The sequence below is a fragment of the Mesorhizobium kamtschaticum genome, assembly GCF_056174585.1.
Window position 1 is genome coordinate 1,315,397 of the sequence record NZ_CM149691.1, and the last position, 14,235, is coordinate 1,329,631.

The window sequence follows — 14,235 nt, forward strand, 5'->3', positions numbered from 1 at the left end:
CATGCTAGCCCTCTTCCTCCGCGACATCCGCCTCAACATCCGTGCCGGTGGCGGGGCGTTGACCGGCGTCATCTTCTTCCTCGCCGTCATCGCGACGATCCCGTTCGGCGTCGGGCCCGACCTGAAGCTGCTGGCCCGTATCGGCCCGGCGATCTTGTGGATCGGCGCGCTGCTGTCTTGCCTGCTCGGCCTCGACCGGCTGTTCCAGGCCGATCGCGAGGACGGCTCGCTCGATCTTCTGGTGCTCGGCAATGACCGGCACATGCTGGCGGTGACCGTATTGGTGAAATGCCTGGCGCATTGGGCGGGCAGCGTGCTGCCGCTGGTCATCGCCGCGCCGCTGCTCGGCTTGTTCATGAACATGGAGCCGCTCGCCATCGGCGCCACGGCGCTGACGCTGCTGGTCGGCACGCCGGCCATCACCTTCATCGGCGCGGCTGGTGCCGCGGTGGCGGTGGCGCTGCCGCGTGGTGGGCTGTTGATCTCGGTGCTGGTGCTGCCGCTGACCATTCCGGTGCTGATCTTCGGCGTTTCGGCAAGTTATGGCGCGACGGCCAACCCCGATCCGTTCTTGCAGCCTTTCCTCATTCTTGCCGCGCTGACCTTGTTTCTTGCGGTGCTGGGACCGGTCTCGGCGGCGCTGGCACTTCGGCATGGAACGGATTGATGTGGCCGCTGCGCATTGAAAATCCGATCTTTCTGCAGACCATCTACGGCAACTATCCCGATCTGTCGTCCGTCGAGATCACGTCGGCGATGATGAACCGCGATGGACCCAGCATGCACCTGTCCTTTGTCTCGACCATCCTCCCCTACCGGCCACCCGCCAAATGGGGAGAGTTCAACGCTGTGTCTTTCGGGCTTGAATTCATCGCGGTCGAAACGATCAGTCTTCGCAAATTCGAGAGCCATGGCTGGAGTGCAGTCAGGATGTGGGATGATGCGGGCAAAATCCTGCTCACCTGCGAAGGTGCTGTCAGGCTGTCGCTGACATGCCAGTTCATGCGCATCAAAAGCATGGCCGGTGTTTTACGGTCCCAATGACAGCGAATCTCGAAAACCGCAAATCTGCCGCAGACGCGGTTCATTGCGGCGAGCAGAAGCTGCGGCTATGGATTCGCCGTGAAAGCCCGGATCTGGAAATGAGCGCACACGCCCTTTACGTCACCGCGGCCTATGGCATCACCGCGATCGTGCTGGCCGGGTTGGTCGGCTGGATCCTGCTCGACCAGCGGGCGCGCAAACGCGAGCTCGCCGAACTCGAAGCCGCCGGCGTGCGGCGGCGTTCCGACAAGGCGGCGAAGCCGTGAGCAGCGAAACCGAAACCCCGACGCGTGGGCGCCGCCTGTTCGTGCTGTTGCCGCTGCTGGTCTTTCTCGGCCTTGCCGGTCTGTTCCTGTCGCAGCTGCTGTCCGGTCGGGATGTCTCGGAAGTGCCGTCGGCGCTAATCGGGCTGCCGGCGCCGCAGACCAATCTGCCGGGGCTGGAGGGGTCAAACCTGCCGGGTCTCGATTCCAGGGCGTTTGCCGGCAAGGTCACGCTGGTTAATGTCTTTGCGTCATGGTGCGCGCCGTGCCGGGAAGAGCACCCGGTGCTTCTGGCGTTGTCGCAGGACAAGCGGTTCGTGATGACGGCGCTGAACTACAAGGACCAGCCGGAAAACGCCCGCCGCTTCCTCGGCGATCTCGGCAATCCGTTCCAGGCCCTCGGCGTCGACGAAGCCGGCCGCACGGCGATCGACTGGGGTGTCTATGGCGTGCCGGAGACTTTCGTCATCGGCAAGGACGGCAAGATTGCCTACAAGCATGTCGGCCCGCTGACGGCGGAGTCGGCGCGGACGCTGCTGTTGCCGCAGATCGACAAGGCATTGGCCGTACCGAACTGATGGCGCTCTCCCGCCTTCGTCATCCTAGGGCGAAGCAAGGAGCGAAGCGACGCGGCGCAGACCCTAGGATCCATGCCGTGACGTTTGTGACAGGCAAGGCGGACCAGGATTGACGACTCTTCGCTGCGGATAGAACCGGTATTCCGAGCCGATGCATTCTTCGCTTGAAGTCGCGGCATGGATCCTCGGGTCAAGCCCGAGGATGACGAACGCGGCTCAGCCGTAGATCTGCTTGTGGATCTGGTAGAGCATTTCCGAGCGGTCGGCGCGCATGTCGGCCAGATCGCGGCTGGAGAAGCTGTCGATTTCGGCGACGAGGCGGTTGTAGTGCTTGCGCTTGGCGATGCTGCTGCGAGCGCGGTTCATGAGATCGTTGAAGATCATAGCAAGGGTTCCTTCTATGCCGCATTCTGGCGGCCGGTTCTTCCTCCCTTGGTCAATACGGAACATGACATAGTAATGGTGCATTGCAAAAAGAAGATGTTGCAATGCACCATTGCACGCAGCGCATAGCCGGTTAATCGAGTCCTAAGGCGAGCCAGCCCTGGTCGCGCGGCTGTTTCCTCTCCGTTTTGTCATACAAATTGCGAAGGCTCCGTCTTGCCAGATCGATCGCGGGCTGGCTTGATCTGCCGTCACGTGATGCCGGGAGGAAATGCATGGCGGCCGAAGACTATTACGAAATTCTCGATCCGCGCTTCGCGCGCCTGTTCAACGGCAACGCGCAGGTGGAGAAGCTGTTCACCGGATGTCGCTGGGCGGAAGGGCCGGCCTGGTTCGCCGCCGGCCGCTACGTCGTCTGGTCCGACATCCCGAACAACCGCATGCTGCGCTACGACGAGACGGACGGCAGCGTCAGCGTCTTCCGGCAGCCGTCGGGCAATTCCAACGGCAACACCGTCGACCGGCAGGGCCGGCTGGTCACCTGCGAGCATTCGGGCCGCCGCGTCAGCCGCACCGAGCATGACGGCTCGGTCACCACGATTGCCGCCAAGTGGAAGGGCAAGCGGCTGAACTCGCCCAACGACGTGGTGGTGAAGTCCGACGGCTCGATCTGGTTCACCGACCCGACCTATGGCATCGACACCGACTATGAGGGCGACAAGGCCGAGAGCGAGATCGGCGCCTGCCATGTCTATCGGGTCGATCCCGATAGCGGTGAGGTCGAGGCCGTCATCACCGACATGGTCCGACCCAACGGGCTCGCCTTCTCGCTCGACGAGAGCCTGCTCTATGTCGTCGACACCGGCCGCACGCATGGCGCTGAGAACCCGGCGCATATGCGGGTGTTCAACGTCGGCAAGCACGGCAAGAAGGTTTCGGGCGAGAAGGTGTTCGCCGACTGCACCGCCGGCCTGTTCGACGGCTTCCGGCTCGACGCCGACGGACGCATCTGGACAAGTGCCGCCGACGGCATCCATTGCTACGATCCGGACGGGACGCTGATTGGCAAGGTCAAGGTGCCCGAAGTGACCGCCAATTGCGTGTTCGGCGGCGCCAAGCTGAACTGCCTCTACATCGCCGGCACCACCTCGCTCTATTCGGTGCGGCTGATGGTGAACGGGGCCAAGACTTTTTGAGGCTACTTCGAGCTTTTCTCTGGCGGGCCTTGATGGTGTTTTTGCGCATGCCCGTCGCGCCACGGCTGTCGGCACCGCCACCATTCAGCTCGCCTGAGAGGATATCGAAGCAGTCTCTTGCCGGAAACCAGCACAATCCAAGGGGAGGACGTCATGCCATTCGTCAACATCCGCATCGTCAAGGAAGTGATCGCCGCCGATCCGGCAGGCAAGAAGGCTGATATCGCCAAAAAAGTCACGGCGGCCATCATGGAGGCCACCGGACTCGGCAATGACGATGTCTGGGTGGTTTTCGAAGAGGTCAACGCCCGCGACTGGTATGTCGGCAAGACCGATGTCGAGACGTTGCGGAAGAGGTAGGGTCGCCGGCACGTTTGGGTGCGGCCGCTCCCTTTTTCGTCATCCTCGGGCTTGACCCGAGGATCCATGCCGTGACCTCTGACGTCAAGCACAGCGGCGCAGAATCTGTAACCGTTGCAACACCTTAGCGTTACGGCATGGATCCTAGGGTCTGCGCCGCGTCGCTTCGCTCCTTGCTCCGCCCTAGGATGACGAAGCTGCGTTTGCGCGTATAAAACCCACAAAGCCCTGCACTGCTTCCCGCATCGCCCGTTGGTTCGCTTTCTCCCCCAGGATCATCTCCACCTCCGCCGGCTTTTTCCCCAACAGCGCAATCTCCAGCTCGCCCTCATAAAGCGCGAACGACATCGTGCGCATGATCTCGGCCAAAGCGGCGCGGGCGAACAGCGAGCGCGGCGAGGCGTGGGCCAGCATGGCCGGCTTGGCGACGGCGGCGTCGCGTGAGACCAGCCAGTCGAGCGCGTTCTTCAGCCCGCCCGGCACGCCATGGGCATATTCGGGACAGGACACGATAACGCCGTCGGCACTGGTGACGGCGTCGATCAGGTCCGCCGCTTCGCGCGGCGTGCGCTCGCCCTCGTCGTCGGGGTTGAAGATCGGCAGGCGGCCGAGCCCGTCATAGACGGTGACGCGGCAGCCGTCAGGCGCGTTGCGCGCCAGTGCCGCGAGCAGGGCCGAATTGGTGGAGGCCGCCCGCAGGCTGCCGGAGATGGCAAGGATGTTCAGCACAGTGGGTGAGGCCAGTTCGGACGAATCGCGTCCGCAAAAGCCTACCACATGGTCTGCTTGTAATCGTCGTCCAGCCAGCGATCGGTCGCCTCGACGGAATCGGCCAGCGCCAGCTGGTCGCGCAGGATCTGGCCGAGTGTCGGCAGCGTCGCGCGATCGTACCAGCTGTCGGGCTTCCACAGGTCGGAGCGCATGAAGGCCTTGGCGCAGTGCATGTAGGCGGCCTTGACGGCGACGACGATGACGCTTTGCGGCTCCTTGCCGTCGACGGCCAGGCGCTCGCGCAAACTGGTGTCGACGGTAATGCGGGCGTCGCCATTGACGCGCAGCGTCTCGTTCATGCCGGGAATGAGGAAGAGCAGCCCGACCGAAGGATTGCGCAGGATGTTTTCCAGCGTGTCCAGCCGGTTGTTGCCGGGCCGGTCGGGGATGGCGATGGTCCGGTCGTCGAGAATGGCGGCGAAACCGGGCTTGTCGCCCTTCGGCGTCACATCGGCATTGCCTTCGCCGTCGGAGGAGCCGATCAGCACGAACGGGCTCTTGCCGATGAAGGAGCGGCAATGGCCGTCAAGCACCTTCAGTTCCTTGCGGATCGAGCCATCGGTGGGCCGGGGCGTCTTGTAGATCGTCCTCAGCTCGTCGCGCGTGGTGACGAATTCCATGGCTCTCTCTCCCCTTTGTTTGACGCAATTCCGGACGGAAAACCGCGTCACACTTTTCCTGGAATTGCTTTTTTATTTGCCGGGCTTTTCTTCCCCACTCGCCTTGTCGTCCAGCGAATGATGCAGGATCAGCGGCATCTGGCTGAAGGTGAACAGAAGCGTGATCGGCATGATGCCCCAGACCTTGAAGGTAACCCAGGCGTCGGTGGAAAAATTGCGCCACACCACCTCGTTGACGATGGCCAGGAAAATAAAAAACAGGCCCCAGCGGAAGGTGAGTTTTCGCCAGCCTTCGGCATCGAGCTTGAAGGCCGAATCGAAGACATAGCCGAGCAGCGACCTGCCGAAGTAGAGGCCGCCGAGCAGCACGCCGCCGAACAACGTGTTGACGATGGTCGGCTTCATCTTGATGAAGATGTCGTCCTGCAGATAGAGCGTCAGCGCGCCGAAAATGAAGACGACGACGCCCGAAACCATCGGCATGATCGGCAAGGTGCGTGTCAGCAGCCAGGAGGCGATCAGCGCGATGGCCGTGGCGGCCATGAACAGGCCGGTGGCAACGAAGATCGGACCGCCGAATTCAGCGAGAACAGGGAATTTCTGCACCAGCCATTCGCCGCGCGCATTGGCGAAGAAGAAGACCAGCAGGGGTCCCAGCTCCAGCACCAGCTTGAGCACGGGATTGACGCCTTCCTTCTTCTCTTTCTGCGGGTCGGACGGATCGCGTTCGAGAATGGGTGGGTTCATGATCTTCCTTCTTACACACGGTCCCGTTCAAAAGGGATCATGCCGTTACGCCACTCCAGCGATCGCCCTGGCGAATTCGCTTGCCGAGAAAGGTTCGAGGTCGTCGACCTGTTCGCCGACGCCGATGAAATAGACCGGCAGTTTGTGCTTTGCCGCGATCGCCACCAGAATACCGCCGCGCGCCGTGCCGTCCAGCTTGGTCATCACCAGGCCGTTGACGCCGGCGATGTTGCGGAAGATCTCGACCTGGTTGAGCGCATTCTGGCCGGTGGTGGCGTCGACCGTCTGCAGCACGGTGTGCGGTGCTTCCGGGTCGAGCTTGCCGAGCACGCGGACGATCTTTTCCAGTTCCGCCATCAGTTCGGTCTTGTTCTGCAGCCGGCCGGCGGTGTCGATGATCAGCACGTCGGAGCCGGCTTCCTTGGCCTTCTCGAAGGCGTCATAGGCGAGGCCGGCGGCATCGGCGCCGATCTTGGAGGCGATGACCGGCGACTTCGTGCGCTCGCCCCAGATCTTCAATTGCTCGATCGCGGCAGCGCGGAACGTGTCGCCAGCGGCGAGCATCACCGACAGGCCGCCATCGGTCAGTTTTGCCGCCAGCTTGCCGATGGTGGTGGTCTTGCCGGTGCCGTTGACGCCGACCACCAGGATGACATGCGGCTTGTGCGAGAGGTCGAGTTCCAGCGGCCGGGCGACAGGGGTCAGCACCTTCTCCACCTCGGCCGCCATGACGGTGCGGACATCCGTATCGGAGACGTCCTTGCCGTAGCGGCTGGCGGCCAGCGCGTCGGTGATACGAAGAGCTGTCTCCATGCCGAGGTCGGCGCGGATCAGCACATCCTCGAGGTCCTGCAGCGTCTCTTCGTCGAGCTTGCGCTTGGTGAAGACGCCGGCAATGTTGCCGGTGAGTTCGCGCGACGAACGGGCAAGCCCGTCCCGCATGCGCTGGAACCAGGAGCGCCTCGGCGCCGGCTCCGGCGCCTTCACCGGCTCGGCCTTCTGCTCGACTTTCTTGGTGACGGTCACCTTGCCGGGAGCGGGTTTCGGCTCCGGCGGGGGTTGTGGGGCAGGTGGCGCGATGGGCTGCGGCTCGGGCGCGATCTCGGCAATAACGGGCTGCGGTGCGACCGGCGCCGGCTGGCGAATGGGCGGGGCGATTTTCGCCGCCGGGGCTTCCGGCGCCACCTCGATGGTTGGCGCTTCCTCTTCAATGTGCGCAAGAGGAGGCGCGGCGGCGCTAGCCACTGAAGTTGGTTGCGCGGAGGGTGGTGGCACTTCGACCGGCGCGGGCTGTTCAGCTGGAATCTCGGCGGGCGGGGCCGGCACTTCGATCGGTGCCGATTCCGGCTGCCGTTCCGGACGCGGCGGCGCAATCTCCGGCTTGGCTGGAGCAGGGACTTCTTGCGGCTGCGGTTCGGGGGCGGGCTTCGGAGCAGGCGGGGGAAGCGGAACTTCCTCGGGTGCCGGCGGCTCGACAGGCGTTTCAGGCGCGGGTTCTTCTTCCGGCTCGGGTTCCGGCAGCGGTTCCGGTTCCGATGGAACAGTTGGCCCAGGCGCCGGCGGGATGGTCGGAGCCGGTTCGACAGGCGTCGGTTCCGGCTGCAGCGCTACAACAGGCTCGACCGCAGGTGCCGGCACGACCTCTGCCTCGGGCTGCGGCACGTCACGCTTCAAGAACTCCGGAACGACCTGCTCAGCCGCCGGCTTCAGCGCATCGAGCTGGTCCCATTTGATCGGCGGCAGCGGCGCGGTCTCGTCGACGCGCTCTTCGACAATTTCTTTCTTGCCGAACGAAAATATCTTCTTGAAAAAACCAGCCATGCTTTGCGTTTCTCAGGCGGCGCGTGCGGCAAGCGGGGCTGCGATCAGCCTGATACCATCGTGGCCAGTAATTGTCGCCTCGACGATCTCGCCCGGCATGCCCGTGCCGAGCGCGGCAAGCGTGAAGCCTTCGGTGCGGCCAAGGCCGTCGCGTTCGACCAGGATCGATTGCCGGGTGCCGGCCAGCGAGGCCAGGTGACGCCGATACGCAGCCTCACCGGCGGCGCGCAAGCGGGCGGCGCGTTGCTTGACCACTTCGCGGCGCAGTTGCGGCATGCGCGCGGCGGGCGTGCCTTCGCGCGGTGAAAACGGGAACACGTGCAGGTGGGTCAGGCCGCATTCCTCGACAATTTTTTCCGAGTTCTCGAACATGGCGTCGGTCTCGGTCGGGAAGCCGGCGATGATGTCGGCGCCGAAGACGATTGCAGGACGCAATTTGCGCACATCCTCGCAGAAGCGGATCGACTGGTCGCGCAGATGGCGGCGTTTCATGCGTTTCAGGATCATGTCGTCGCCCGATTGCAGCGACAGATGCAGATGCGGCATCAGCCTGGGTTCGGTGGCGATGGCGTCGAGCAAATCGTCGTCGGCCTCGATCGAATCGATGGAAGACAGGCGCAGACGCTTCACGTCGGGCACCTGTTTCAGGATGGTCTTCACCAGTTTGCCGAGTTTCGGCGCGCCCGGCAGGTCGGTGCCGAAAGACGTCATGTCGACACCGGTCAGCACGATCTCGGCATAGCCATTGCCGGCCAGCCGCTTGACCTGCTCGACCACGGCGCCCATCGGCACCGAGCGCGAATTGCCGCGGCCGTAAGGGATGATGCAGAAGGTGCAGCGGTGGTCGCAACCATTCTGCACCTGGACGAAGGCGCGCGCCCGGCCCTCGATGGCGTCGACCATATGGCCGGCGGTCTCGTGCACCGAAAAAATGTCGTTGACGCGGGCCTTCTCGGTGTCGTTGACGCCGAAATCCGGCAGCGCGCGATACGAATTCGCCCTGAGCTTTTCTTCATTGCCGAGGACGAGATCGACTTCGTCCATGGCGGCGAATTTTTCAGGTTCGGTCTGGGCGGCGCAGCCGGTGACGATGATGCGTGCCTGCGGGTTGTCGCGGCGCGCCTTGCGGATCGCCTGTTTGGCCTGGCGCACCGCCTCGCCGGTGACGGCGCAGGTGTTGAAGATGACGGCGCCGCCTTGCAGCGCGCCGAGCCCGGCGGTTTCGGCCTCGCGCCGCATCACTTCGGATTCATAGGTGTTCAGCCGGCAGCCGAAGGTCACCACGTCAATGCGGCTGGGGGTCTCGGAAAGGGAGCCGTCGAAGTCCGGGCTCTTGGACAGAGCAACCGACATCAGGCCGCGCTTTCGGTGTCGCGGGCCCAAATGCCGGTCGAGGGATCGAAGCTGCCGGAAAATTCCCATTCGGCGGCACCGGTCAGGATGACGTGGTCGTCGTCGCGCCATTCGACATGCAGCGTGCCGCCGCCCGGGGTCAGCAGGTTGACGCTGCGACCGGTCCGCCTGGTGCGGGCCGCGGCCACCACGGCGGCACAGGAGGCCGAGCCACAGGCCTTGGTCAGGCCGGCGCCGCGTTCCCAGGTGCGGATGATCATGGTTTCAGGCGACGTCACCTGCGCGATGGTGATGTTGGCGCGCTCGGGGAAGATCGGATGGTTCTCGAGCAGGGGACCGAAACGTTCGAGCTCATAGGACCAGACGTCGCGGTCGACCCAGAAGATGGCGTGCGGATTGCCCATCGAGACGGCGGAGGGCGAATGCAACACCGGCGCGTCGATCGGGCCGATCTGCAACTCGATCATGCGGGTGTCGCGGAACTCTTCGGCAAGCGGAATCTCCTGCCAGCCGAAATGCGGCATGCCCATGTCGACCGAGATCGAGCCATCGGCATGTTCCCGGGCATTGAGGATGCCGGCGCGGGTTTCGAAGGTGAAGGTCTTTTGCCCGGTCTCGGCGGCGAGCGCCTGGACGACACAGCGCATGCCGTTGCCGCAAGCCTGTGCACTGGTGCCGTCGGAATTCAGGATGTCGACATAGTAGGCGGTGCCCGGCGTCTTCGCATCATGGATCGCCATGATCTGGTCGAAGCGGGTCGCGGCATCGGTGTTCAGCGCAAGGGCTGCCGCCGCCGTCACCTGATCGGCACGGCCGCGCATGTCGGCAACGATGATCTCGTTGCCGATGCCGTTCATCTTGGCGAAAGGGGCAGTGCTTGCCATAGCTCCGCGAAATTCCATGTCCGTTTGGCGCTATATGGCGGAAACGGGCGGGAATTACCAGTCTGCAGGCGTTTTACGTGACGGCGAAAATGCCGAGCACCACCAGCAGGGAGATGACCAGAACGATGCCGATGAGGATGCGCGCGCCGGTGGCGGCCGCACCCGCCAGAGCCGGCATGCCGAGCAGGCTCGCCGCGGCGGCGACGATGAGCAGAATGATGATCCATTTGATCATGGCAATGCCTCGCAAACCGACAGATTTTAAAAACCGCATGAAAACGTGGCTGTCGTACTTGGGTTCCCTGGCTGCGAGGCTATGTCCGTGGCAAAAACTAGCCGGCGATCTCGATGTCGGTGCTGAACGGCGCCGTCTTGGTCGAATTCTGGTCATGCATGAGGAAATTGCACTTATATTTCCCGGCCGGCAGACCGTCGAGAGACAGGTCGAGCTTGAAGAACAGCTCGCGGTTGTGCGAGCGGGAAGCGACCTGGACGCTGCCAATCTTCTCGAAGGTGCCCAGAGATTCACCCGATTCGGAGAGCACGGTGAGGTCGACGGAAAGCGCGATCTGGCTGTTGCCGAGGCCGTCCGAGCCGTAACCATAGCCGACAGGCTCCATGTAGAGCACGACCTTCTCGCCTGGCTTATAAATGTGATTGGCGCGCTCATTGTAGATGCCGAAGCCGCTGGCTGAGTCGACCTGTTTGACATTCTGCACGGCGAGCGGCATCGCTTGCCACAAGGCCTCCTCGGCGCCGCGGAATTTCTCCAGCGCACCGGCGCCATCGCCGGCTTGCAGCGCCTTTTCGGCTTCGGCCGCGCGATCGGTAATTTCACCCGCGAAAGCCGCCGGTGCCGAAATTGCCAGCGCCATCAGAGCTGCAACGATCGATTTCATCTGAAGTCCCCCTTTTGCTGGCCGGACCATCGACGAAAATGATGGTGCCGTAAATGGCCAATGCAGGATCTCAGCCTTGTTCGACCTCCGGCACCTTCCAGATCTCACCGGGGCGCAAGGCGCGAAAACGCTCCTGCGGCAGGCCTTCGACCTCGAGCGCCTCGGCCAGTTTGCGGACCGGCTCGTCCATGGGTTCGTCGGTGAGCTGAAAAGTGCCCCAGTGGCAGCCGGCGGCGAAGGCGGCATTGCACAGTTTCATGCCTTGCACCGCCTCCTCCGGATTCTGGTGCTGCGGCGCCATGAACCAGCGTGGCTCGTAAGCGCCGATCGGCAGGATGGCGAAGCGGAAGCCGCCATGCTTCTGCGCCATCAGCCGGTAGTTGATGCCGTCGTGGAAGCCGGTATCACCGGCGAAATAGATTTTTCCGCCTGGCATCTCGATGACAAAGCCGGCCCACAGCGCCATGCGGCGGTCGCGGGCGCCACGCGCCGACCAGTGATGCGCTGGCTCGATGTGGACGAAAACGTCATTGCCGATCTCAACCCTGTCGCCCCAGTCATGCGCCGACAGCCGCATATCGCGAACCGCCTCGCCGATCAGGACATCGTTGCCGAGCGGCGTCACCACCAGCGGATCGTGTTTTTCCTTCAGCCGTTTCAGCGTGGCGAGGTCGAGATGGTCGTAGTGGTTGTGGCTGACCAGCACGAGGTCGATCGGCGGCAGATCGTTAAAGGCGATACCCGGCGGATTGACGCGCTTTGGTCCGGCGAAGGAAAACGGCGAGGTGCGTTGCGACCAGACGGGATCGGTGAGGATGTTCAGTCCGGCCGTCTGGATCAGCAAGGTCGAATGGCCGACCATGGTCACGGTCAGATCGGAACCTTCGACCCGCGCGGCTGGCCTTGCCTGCGGAAAGGGGCTCGGACTGGTCGCCGGCCATTTCGCGCGCTGGCCGTTGAATTGCCATTTCAGCAGATCGGTGAAGCGGCCGGGCATCTGGCCGCCGGGATTGAAGAACAAGGTGCCATCAAAATGGTCGCTGGGCGGACCGCTGTAATAGCGGTTGGCGGCGTTCTTTCCTGCGGCCAAGGTTTGCGCTCCAGCGGTTTCGGCTCCCTGACATAGGTTCTGTGCCGGTTGGCGCAAGCGTTGGCGGCCAAATGGCGAAGACGGGGGACTTGTCGGTTGGGCTCCGGAGGCTGAGCGGCGAGCAGCCGGACCCATCCTGATTGCGATAAATTTGCAACAATTCTTGCCGCAAACCCTATTTTAACCATATCAGGTTGAAATTTCGCCACCTTCTCCATCTTGGTGGAGGTGAGATTGCGCGGACGGCATCCCCCCAGCCGGATCCGACGGAGGTTGGAATGAATTTTTCGAAAAGCGGCCTTGTGGCCGTATCGCTGGCTGCGCTCGTTGCGAGTGGCTGCTCGACCACACGCTTCTCGTCGATGGACGACCAGCAGCCGGCGCCGCTGCCTGCGGCTCCGGCCGGCCAAGTGAGTTCCAACCAGCTGCCGCCGCCGGCCTCGCCCGGCACCACCGACCCGTCGCAGTTCCCGACCGCACCGGCAAACACGCAGGTTGCGTCCTTGCCTCCGGACGGCTCGGCGCCCGCCGGCGCCTCGGATCTCAGCGCGGCTGCCGTCGCCGGCGTCTGGAACGCCAGCGTTTCCGGCCAGAGCTGCAAGATTGCGACGCCGCAGACCAAGTTCGGTGCCGGCTTCCGCGCCGGGCCGCTGCATTGCCCAGCCCCGATCGACGGCATCAAGTCGTGGAACGTCGCTGGCAAGCAGCTGACGCTTTATGATGAGAATGGGGGCTCGCTGGCGCGGCTCTATTCCTCGGGCGGCTCGAAATTCGATGGCCAGACTTCCAGCGGGCAGCCGATTTCGCTTACAAGGTAAGCTAGATATGCCGATATTCAGGTGATGCCGGCCCGCGAACGGCGGCTTTCTGCGCTTCCGGTGCTCACGTACTTTAAGTACGCTCCGCTCCGGTTCTCGAAAGCCGACATTCTCGGCTCGGCCTGACCTGAATCTCAACACACCTAGTCCTCCCCGGGGCATCCTGCTCTGAACAACGACGTGACCGATGCATCTGCGTGACGGCCTCCAGACCCATGCGACCGTCAGGCAGCGCTACGACCATCTGGTGGACACCGGCGCGATCGAGCGCGATCCGGCGCAGGAACGCATCGCGGCCGCGCTCGACCGGCTGACATCGGAAATCTCGGCAAAACGGCTGGCACACAAATCCAGTGCGCTGGGCTGGCTGTTCGCCCGCAAGCGCGAGACGCGGGACATCGTCAAGGGCCTCTACATCCATGGCGGCGTCGGCCGCGGCAAGACCATGCTGATGGACATGTTCTTCGAACTGCTGCCGGTCCGGCGCAAGCGCCGCGTCCATTTCAACGACTTCATGGCCGATGTGCAGGACCGCATCCAGAAGCACCGGCAGGCGCGCAAGAATGGTGACGTCAAGGAAGACGATCCGATCCCGCCTGTGGCAAAAGCCTTGGCCGAGCAGGCCTGGGTGCTGTGCTTCGACGAATTCTCGGTCACCGACATCGCCGACGCGATGATCCTGTCGCGGCTGTTTTCGGCGTTGTTCACCAATGGCGTCGTGCTTGTCGCCACCTCGAACGTGGCGCCGGAAGATCTCTATCGCGACGGGCTGAACCGCCAGCTGTTCCTGCCGTTCATCGGCATATTGGAACGGCACGCGCAGGTGCTGCCGCTCGACGCAGACAAGGATTACCGGCTGGAAAAGCTCGCCCGCACGCCGGTCTATGTCATGCCGGCCGATACGGTGGCCGACCGGGCGCTCGACGAGGCCTGGCGGACGATGACGCGCGGCGCCCCGACAGAAGCGACGTCGCTGACGCTGAAGGGCCGGCAAGTGGTGGTGCCGGCCGCGGCGGGCGACGCGGCGCGGTTTTCCTTCGCCGATCTCTGCGAAAAGCCGCTCGGCGCGCGCGATTTCCTGGCCATCGCCGGGCGTTTTTCGACGGTCTTCATCGATCACGTGCCGGTGCTGGGCGAAGGCAAGCGCAACGAGGCCAAGCGCTTCATCCTGCTGATCGACACGCTTTACGATCATCACGTGCGGCTGGTGGTGAGCGCCGAGGCGCCGCCGCAAGAGCTTTATGTGGCCAAGCGCGGCGTCGAGGTGTTCGAGTTCGAACGCACCGCGTCACGGCTGATCGAGATGCAGAGCCGCGACTGGCTGGAAGACTGGGCGGAGCGGCGGAAGGCGACGGCGAACAAACCGGAAGGCCGGCACGGCGAGCCTCCCGTCGCCACGGCCTGAGC

General features: G+C 63.6%; 18 protein-coding genes. 8 read left to right on the plus strand and 10 right to left on the minus strand.

Translation table 11 applies throughout. The features are described 5' to 3' along the window. Window position 1 precedes the first annotated feature (1 nt). The 4 genes from ccmB to AC0V7N_RS06355 all read left to right on the plus strand — a co-directional run bounded on the left by ccmB (window position 2) and on the right by AC0V7N_RS06355 (window position 1,885). Window positions 2–667, plus strand: coding sequence for a heme exporter protein CcmB (gene ccmB, locus AC0V7N_RS06340; RefSeq protein WP_475455727.1), 666 nt, complete (start codon window positions 2–4; stop codon window positions 665–667). After that, window positions 667–1,044 (plus strand): Imm50 family immunity protein, encoded by a 378-nt coding sequence (locus AC0V7N_RS06345; RefSeq protein WP_475455729.1) that lies wholly within the window; start codon window positions 667–669, stop codon window positions 1,042–1,044. The genes ccmB and AC0V7N_RS06345 overlap by 1 nt, the downstream gene beginning before the upstream one ends. Before the next feature lie 98 nt (window positions 1,045–1,142). Then, window positions 1,143–1,310, plus strand: a complete 168-nt coding sequence (ccmD, locus tag AC0V7N_RS06350; RefSeq protein WP_475455731.1) for a heme exporter protein CcmD — start codon at window positions 1,143–1,145, stop codon at window positions 1,308–1,310. Next, complete coding sequence (locus tag AC0V7N_RS06355) at window positions 1,307–1,885, plus strand: DsbE family thiol:disulfide interchange protein (RefSeq protein WP_475455733.1); 579 nt, start codon at window positions 1,307–1,309, stop codon at window positions 1,883–1,885. The genes ccmD and AC0V7N_RS06355 overlap by 4 nt, the downstream gene beginning before the upstream one ends. A 216-nt stretch (window positions 1,886–2,101) precedes the next feature. Here AC0V7N_RS06355 and AC0V7N_RS06360 read toward each other — a convergent pair whose 3' ends face one another. Continuing rightward, the gene (locus AC0V7N_RS06360) at window positions 2,102–2,269 is read right to left on the minus strand and encodes a hypothetical protein (protein WP_475455735.1); all 168 of its coding nucleotides are present in this window, start codon (window positions 2,267–2,269) and stop codon (window positions 2,102–2,104) included. 275 nt (window positions 2,270–2,544) lie between these two features. Here AC0V7N_RS06360 and AC0V7N_RS06365 point away from each other — a divergent pair, with 275 nt between their 5' ends. Together AC0V7N_RS06365 and AC0V7N_RS06370 are read left to right on the plus strand one after the other, a co-directional pair. Next, on the plus strand, window positions 2,545–3,465 hold the full coding sequence (locus AC0V7N_RS06365) for an SMP-30/gluconolactonase/LRE family protein (protein WP_475455737.1): 921 nt from the start codon (window positions 2,545–2,547) through the stop codon (window positions 3,463–3,465). A gap of 153 nt (window positions 3,466–3,618) precedes the next feature. Next, a complete protein-coding gene (locus AC0V7N_RS06370; protein WP_095788943.1) occupies window positions 3,619–3,825 on the plus strand; it encodes a tautomerase family protein in 207 nt (68 codons plus the stop codon). 183 nt (window positions 3,826–4,008) lie between these two features. On the opposite strand, the gene AC0V7N_RS06375 is transcribed toward AC0V7N_RS06370, so the two are convergent. The 9 genes from AC0V7N_RS06375 to AC0V7N_RS06415 all read right to left on the minus strand — a co-directional run bounded on the left by AC0V7N_RS06375 (window position 4,009) and on the right by AC0V7N_RS06415 (window position 12,010). Next, window positions 4,009–4,554 (minus strand): NADPH-dependent FMN reductase, encoded by a 546-nt coding sequence (locus AC0V7N_RS06375; protein WP_475460215.1) that lies wholly within the window; start codon window positions 4,552–4,554, stop codon window positions 4,009–4,011. A gap of 41 nt (window positions 4,555–4,595) precedes the next feature. After that, window positions 4,596–5,216 (minus strand): pyridoxamine 5'-phosphate oxidase family protein, encoded by a 621-nt coding sequence (locus AC0V7N_RS06380; RefSeq protein WP_475455739.1) that lies wholly within the window; start codon window positions 5,214–5,216, stop codon window positions 4,596–4,598. A gap of 72 nt (window positions 5,217–5,288) precedes the next feature. Next, the gene (locus tag AC0V7N_RS06385) at window positions 5,289–5,963 is read right to left on the minus strand and encodes a septation protein A (RefSeq protein ID WP_475455741.1); all 675 of its coding nucleotides are present in this window, start codon (window positions 5,961–5,963) and stop codon (window positions 5,289–5,291) included. Window positions 5,964–6,008: 45 nt separating this feature from the next. Beyond that, on the minus strand, window positions 6,009–7,784 hold the full coding sequence (gene ftsY, locus AC0V7N_RS06390) for a signal recognition particle-docking protein FtsY (RefSeq protein WP_475455743.1): 1,776 nt from the start codon (window positions 7,782–7,784) through the stop codon (window positions 6,009–6,011). A gap of 12 nt (window positions 7,785–7,796) precedes the next feature. Further along, window positions 7,797–9,137 carry a tRNA (N(6)-L-threonylcarbamoyladenosine(37)-C(2))-methylthiotransferase MtaB gene (gene mtaB, locus AC0V7N_RS06395; RefSeq protein ID WP_475455745.1) on the minus strand — a complete coding sequence of 447 codons (1,341 nt, stop codon included), beginning with the start codon at window positions 9,135–9,137 and terminating at the stop codon, window positions 7,797–7,799. Continuing rightward, entirely contained in the window at window positions 9,137–10,021 is an 885-nt protein-coding gene (gene dapF, locus AC0V7N_RS06400; RefSeq protein ID WP_475455747.1) for a diaminopimelate epimerase, read from the minus strand. The genes mtaB and dapF overlap by 1 nt, the downstream gene beginning before the upstream one ends. A 73-nt stretch (window positions 10,022–10,094) precedes the next feature. Then, the gene (locus AC0V7N_RS06405) at window positions 10,095–10,256 is read right to left on the minus strand and encodes a DUF1328 domain-containing protein (protein ID WP_475455749.1); all 162 of its coding nucleotides are present in this window, start codon (window positions 10,254–10,256) and stop codon (window positions 10,095–10,097) included. A 97-nt stretch (window positions 10,257–10,353) separates the two neighbouring features. Further along, window positions 10,354–10,920 carry a hypothetical protein gene (locus tag AC0V7N_RS06410; RefSeq protein WP_475455751.1) on the minus strand — a complete coding sequence of 189 codons (567 nt, stop codon included), beginning with the start codon at window positions 10,918–10,920 and terminating at the stop codon, window positions 10,354–10,356. A 70-nt stretch (window positions 10,921–10,990) separates the two neighbouring features. After that, window positions 10,991–12,010 (minus strand): MBL fold metallo-hydrolase, encoded by a 1,020-nt coding sequence (locus AC0V7N_RS06415; protein ID WP_475455753.1) that lies wholly within the window; start codon window positions 12,008–12,010, stop codon window positions 10,991–10,993. A 278-nt stretch (window positions 12,011–12,288) separates the two neighbouring features. On the opposite strand from AC0V7N_RS06415, the gene AC0V7N_RS06420 reads away from it, so the two are divergent. Together AC0V7N_RS06420 and zapE are read left to right on the plus strand one after the other, a co-directional pair. Beyond that, complete coding sequence (locus AC0V7N_RS06420) at window positions 12,289–12,828, plus strand: protease inhibitor Inh/omp19 family protein (protein WP_172222184.1); 540 nt, start codon at window positions 12,289–12,291, stop codon at window positions 12,826–12,828. Window positions 12,829–13,015: 187 nt separating this feature from the next. Next, complete coding sequence (gene zapE / locus AC0V7N_RS06425; protein ID WP_475455756.1) at window positions 13,016–14,233, plus strand: cell division protein ZapE; 1,218 nt, start codon at window positions 13,016–13,018, stop codon at window positions 14,231–14,233. Window positions 14,234–14,235 lie beyond the last annotated feature (2 nt).

Coding starts and splice junctions, on each gene's coding strand:
- ccmD (WP_475455731.1), top strand. CDS start 1,143: ATGAGCGCACACGCCCTTTACGTCACCGCGGCCTATGGCATCACCGCG.
- ftsY (WP_475455743.1), bottom strand. CDS start 7,784: ATGGCTGGTTTTTTCAAGAAGATATTTTCGTTCGGCAAGAAAGAAATT.
- ccmB (WP_475455727.1), top strand. CDS start 2: ATGCTAGCCCTCTTCCTCCGCGACATCCGCCTCAACATCCGTGCCGGT.
- AC0V7N_RS06365 (WP_475455737.1), top strand. CDS start 2,545: ATGGCGGCCGAAGACTATTACGAAATTCTCGATCCGCGCTTCGCGCGC.
- AC0V7N_RS06360 (WP_475455735.1), bottom strand. CDS start 2,269: ATGATCTTCAACGATCTCATGAACCGCGCTCGCAGCAGCATCGCCAAG.
- zapE (WP_475455756.1), top strand. CDS start 13,016: ATGCATCTGCGTGACGGCCTCCAGACCCATGCGACCGTCAGGCAGCGC.
- AC0V7N_RS06370 (WP_095788943.1), top strand. CDS start 3,619: ATGCCATTCGTCAACATCCGCATCGTCAAGGAAGTGATCGCCGCCGAT.
- mtaB (WP_475455745.1), bottom strand. CDS start 9,137: ATGTCGGTTGCTCTGTCCAAGAGCCCGGACTTCGACGGCTCCCTTTCC.
- AC0V7N_RS06410 (WP_475455751.1), bottom strand. CDS start 10,920: ATGAAATCGATCGTTGCAGCTCTGATGGCGCTGGCAATTTCGGCACCG.
- AC0V7N_RS06385 (WP_475455741.1), bottom strand. CDS start 5,963: ATGAACCCACCCATTCTCGAACGCGATCCGTCCGACCCGCAGAAAGAG.
- AC0V7N_RS06380 (WP_475455739.1), bottom strand. CDS start 5,216: ATGGAATTCGTCACCACGCGCGACGAGCTGAGGACGATCTACAAGACG.
- dapF (WP_475455747.1), bottom strand. CDS start 10,021: ATGGCAAGCACTGCCCCTTTCGCCAAGATGAACGGCATCGGCAACGAG.
- AC0V7N_RS06420 (WP_172222184.1), top strand. CDS start 12,289: ATGAATTTTTCGAAAAGCGGCCTTGTGGCCGTATCGCTGGCTGCGCTC.
- AC0V7N_RS06345 (WP_475455729.1), top strand. CDS start 667: ATGTGGCCGCTGCGCATTGAAAATCCGATCTTTCTGCAGACCATCTAC.
- AC0V7N_RS06405 (WP_475455749.1), bottom strand. CDS start 10,256: ATGATCAAATGGATCATCATTCTGCTCATCGTCGCCGCCGCGGCGAGC.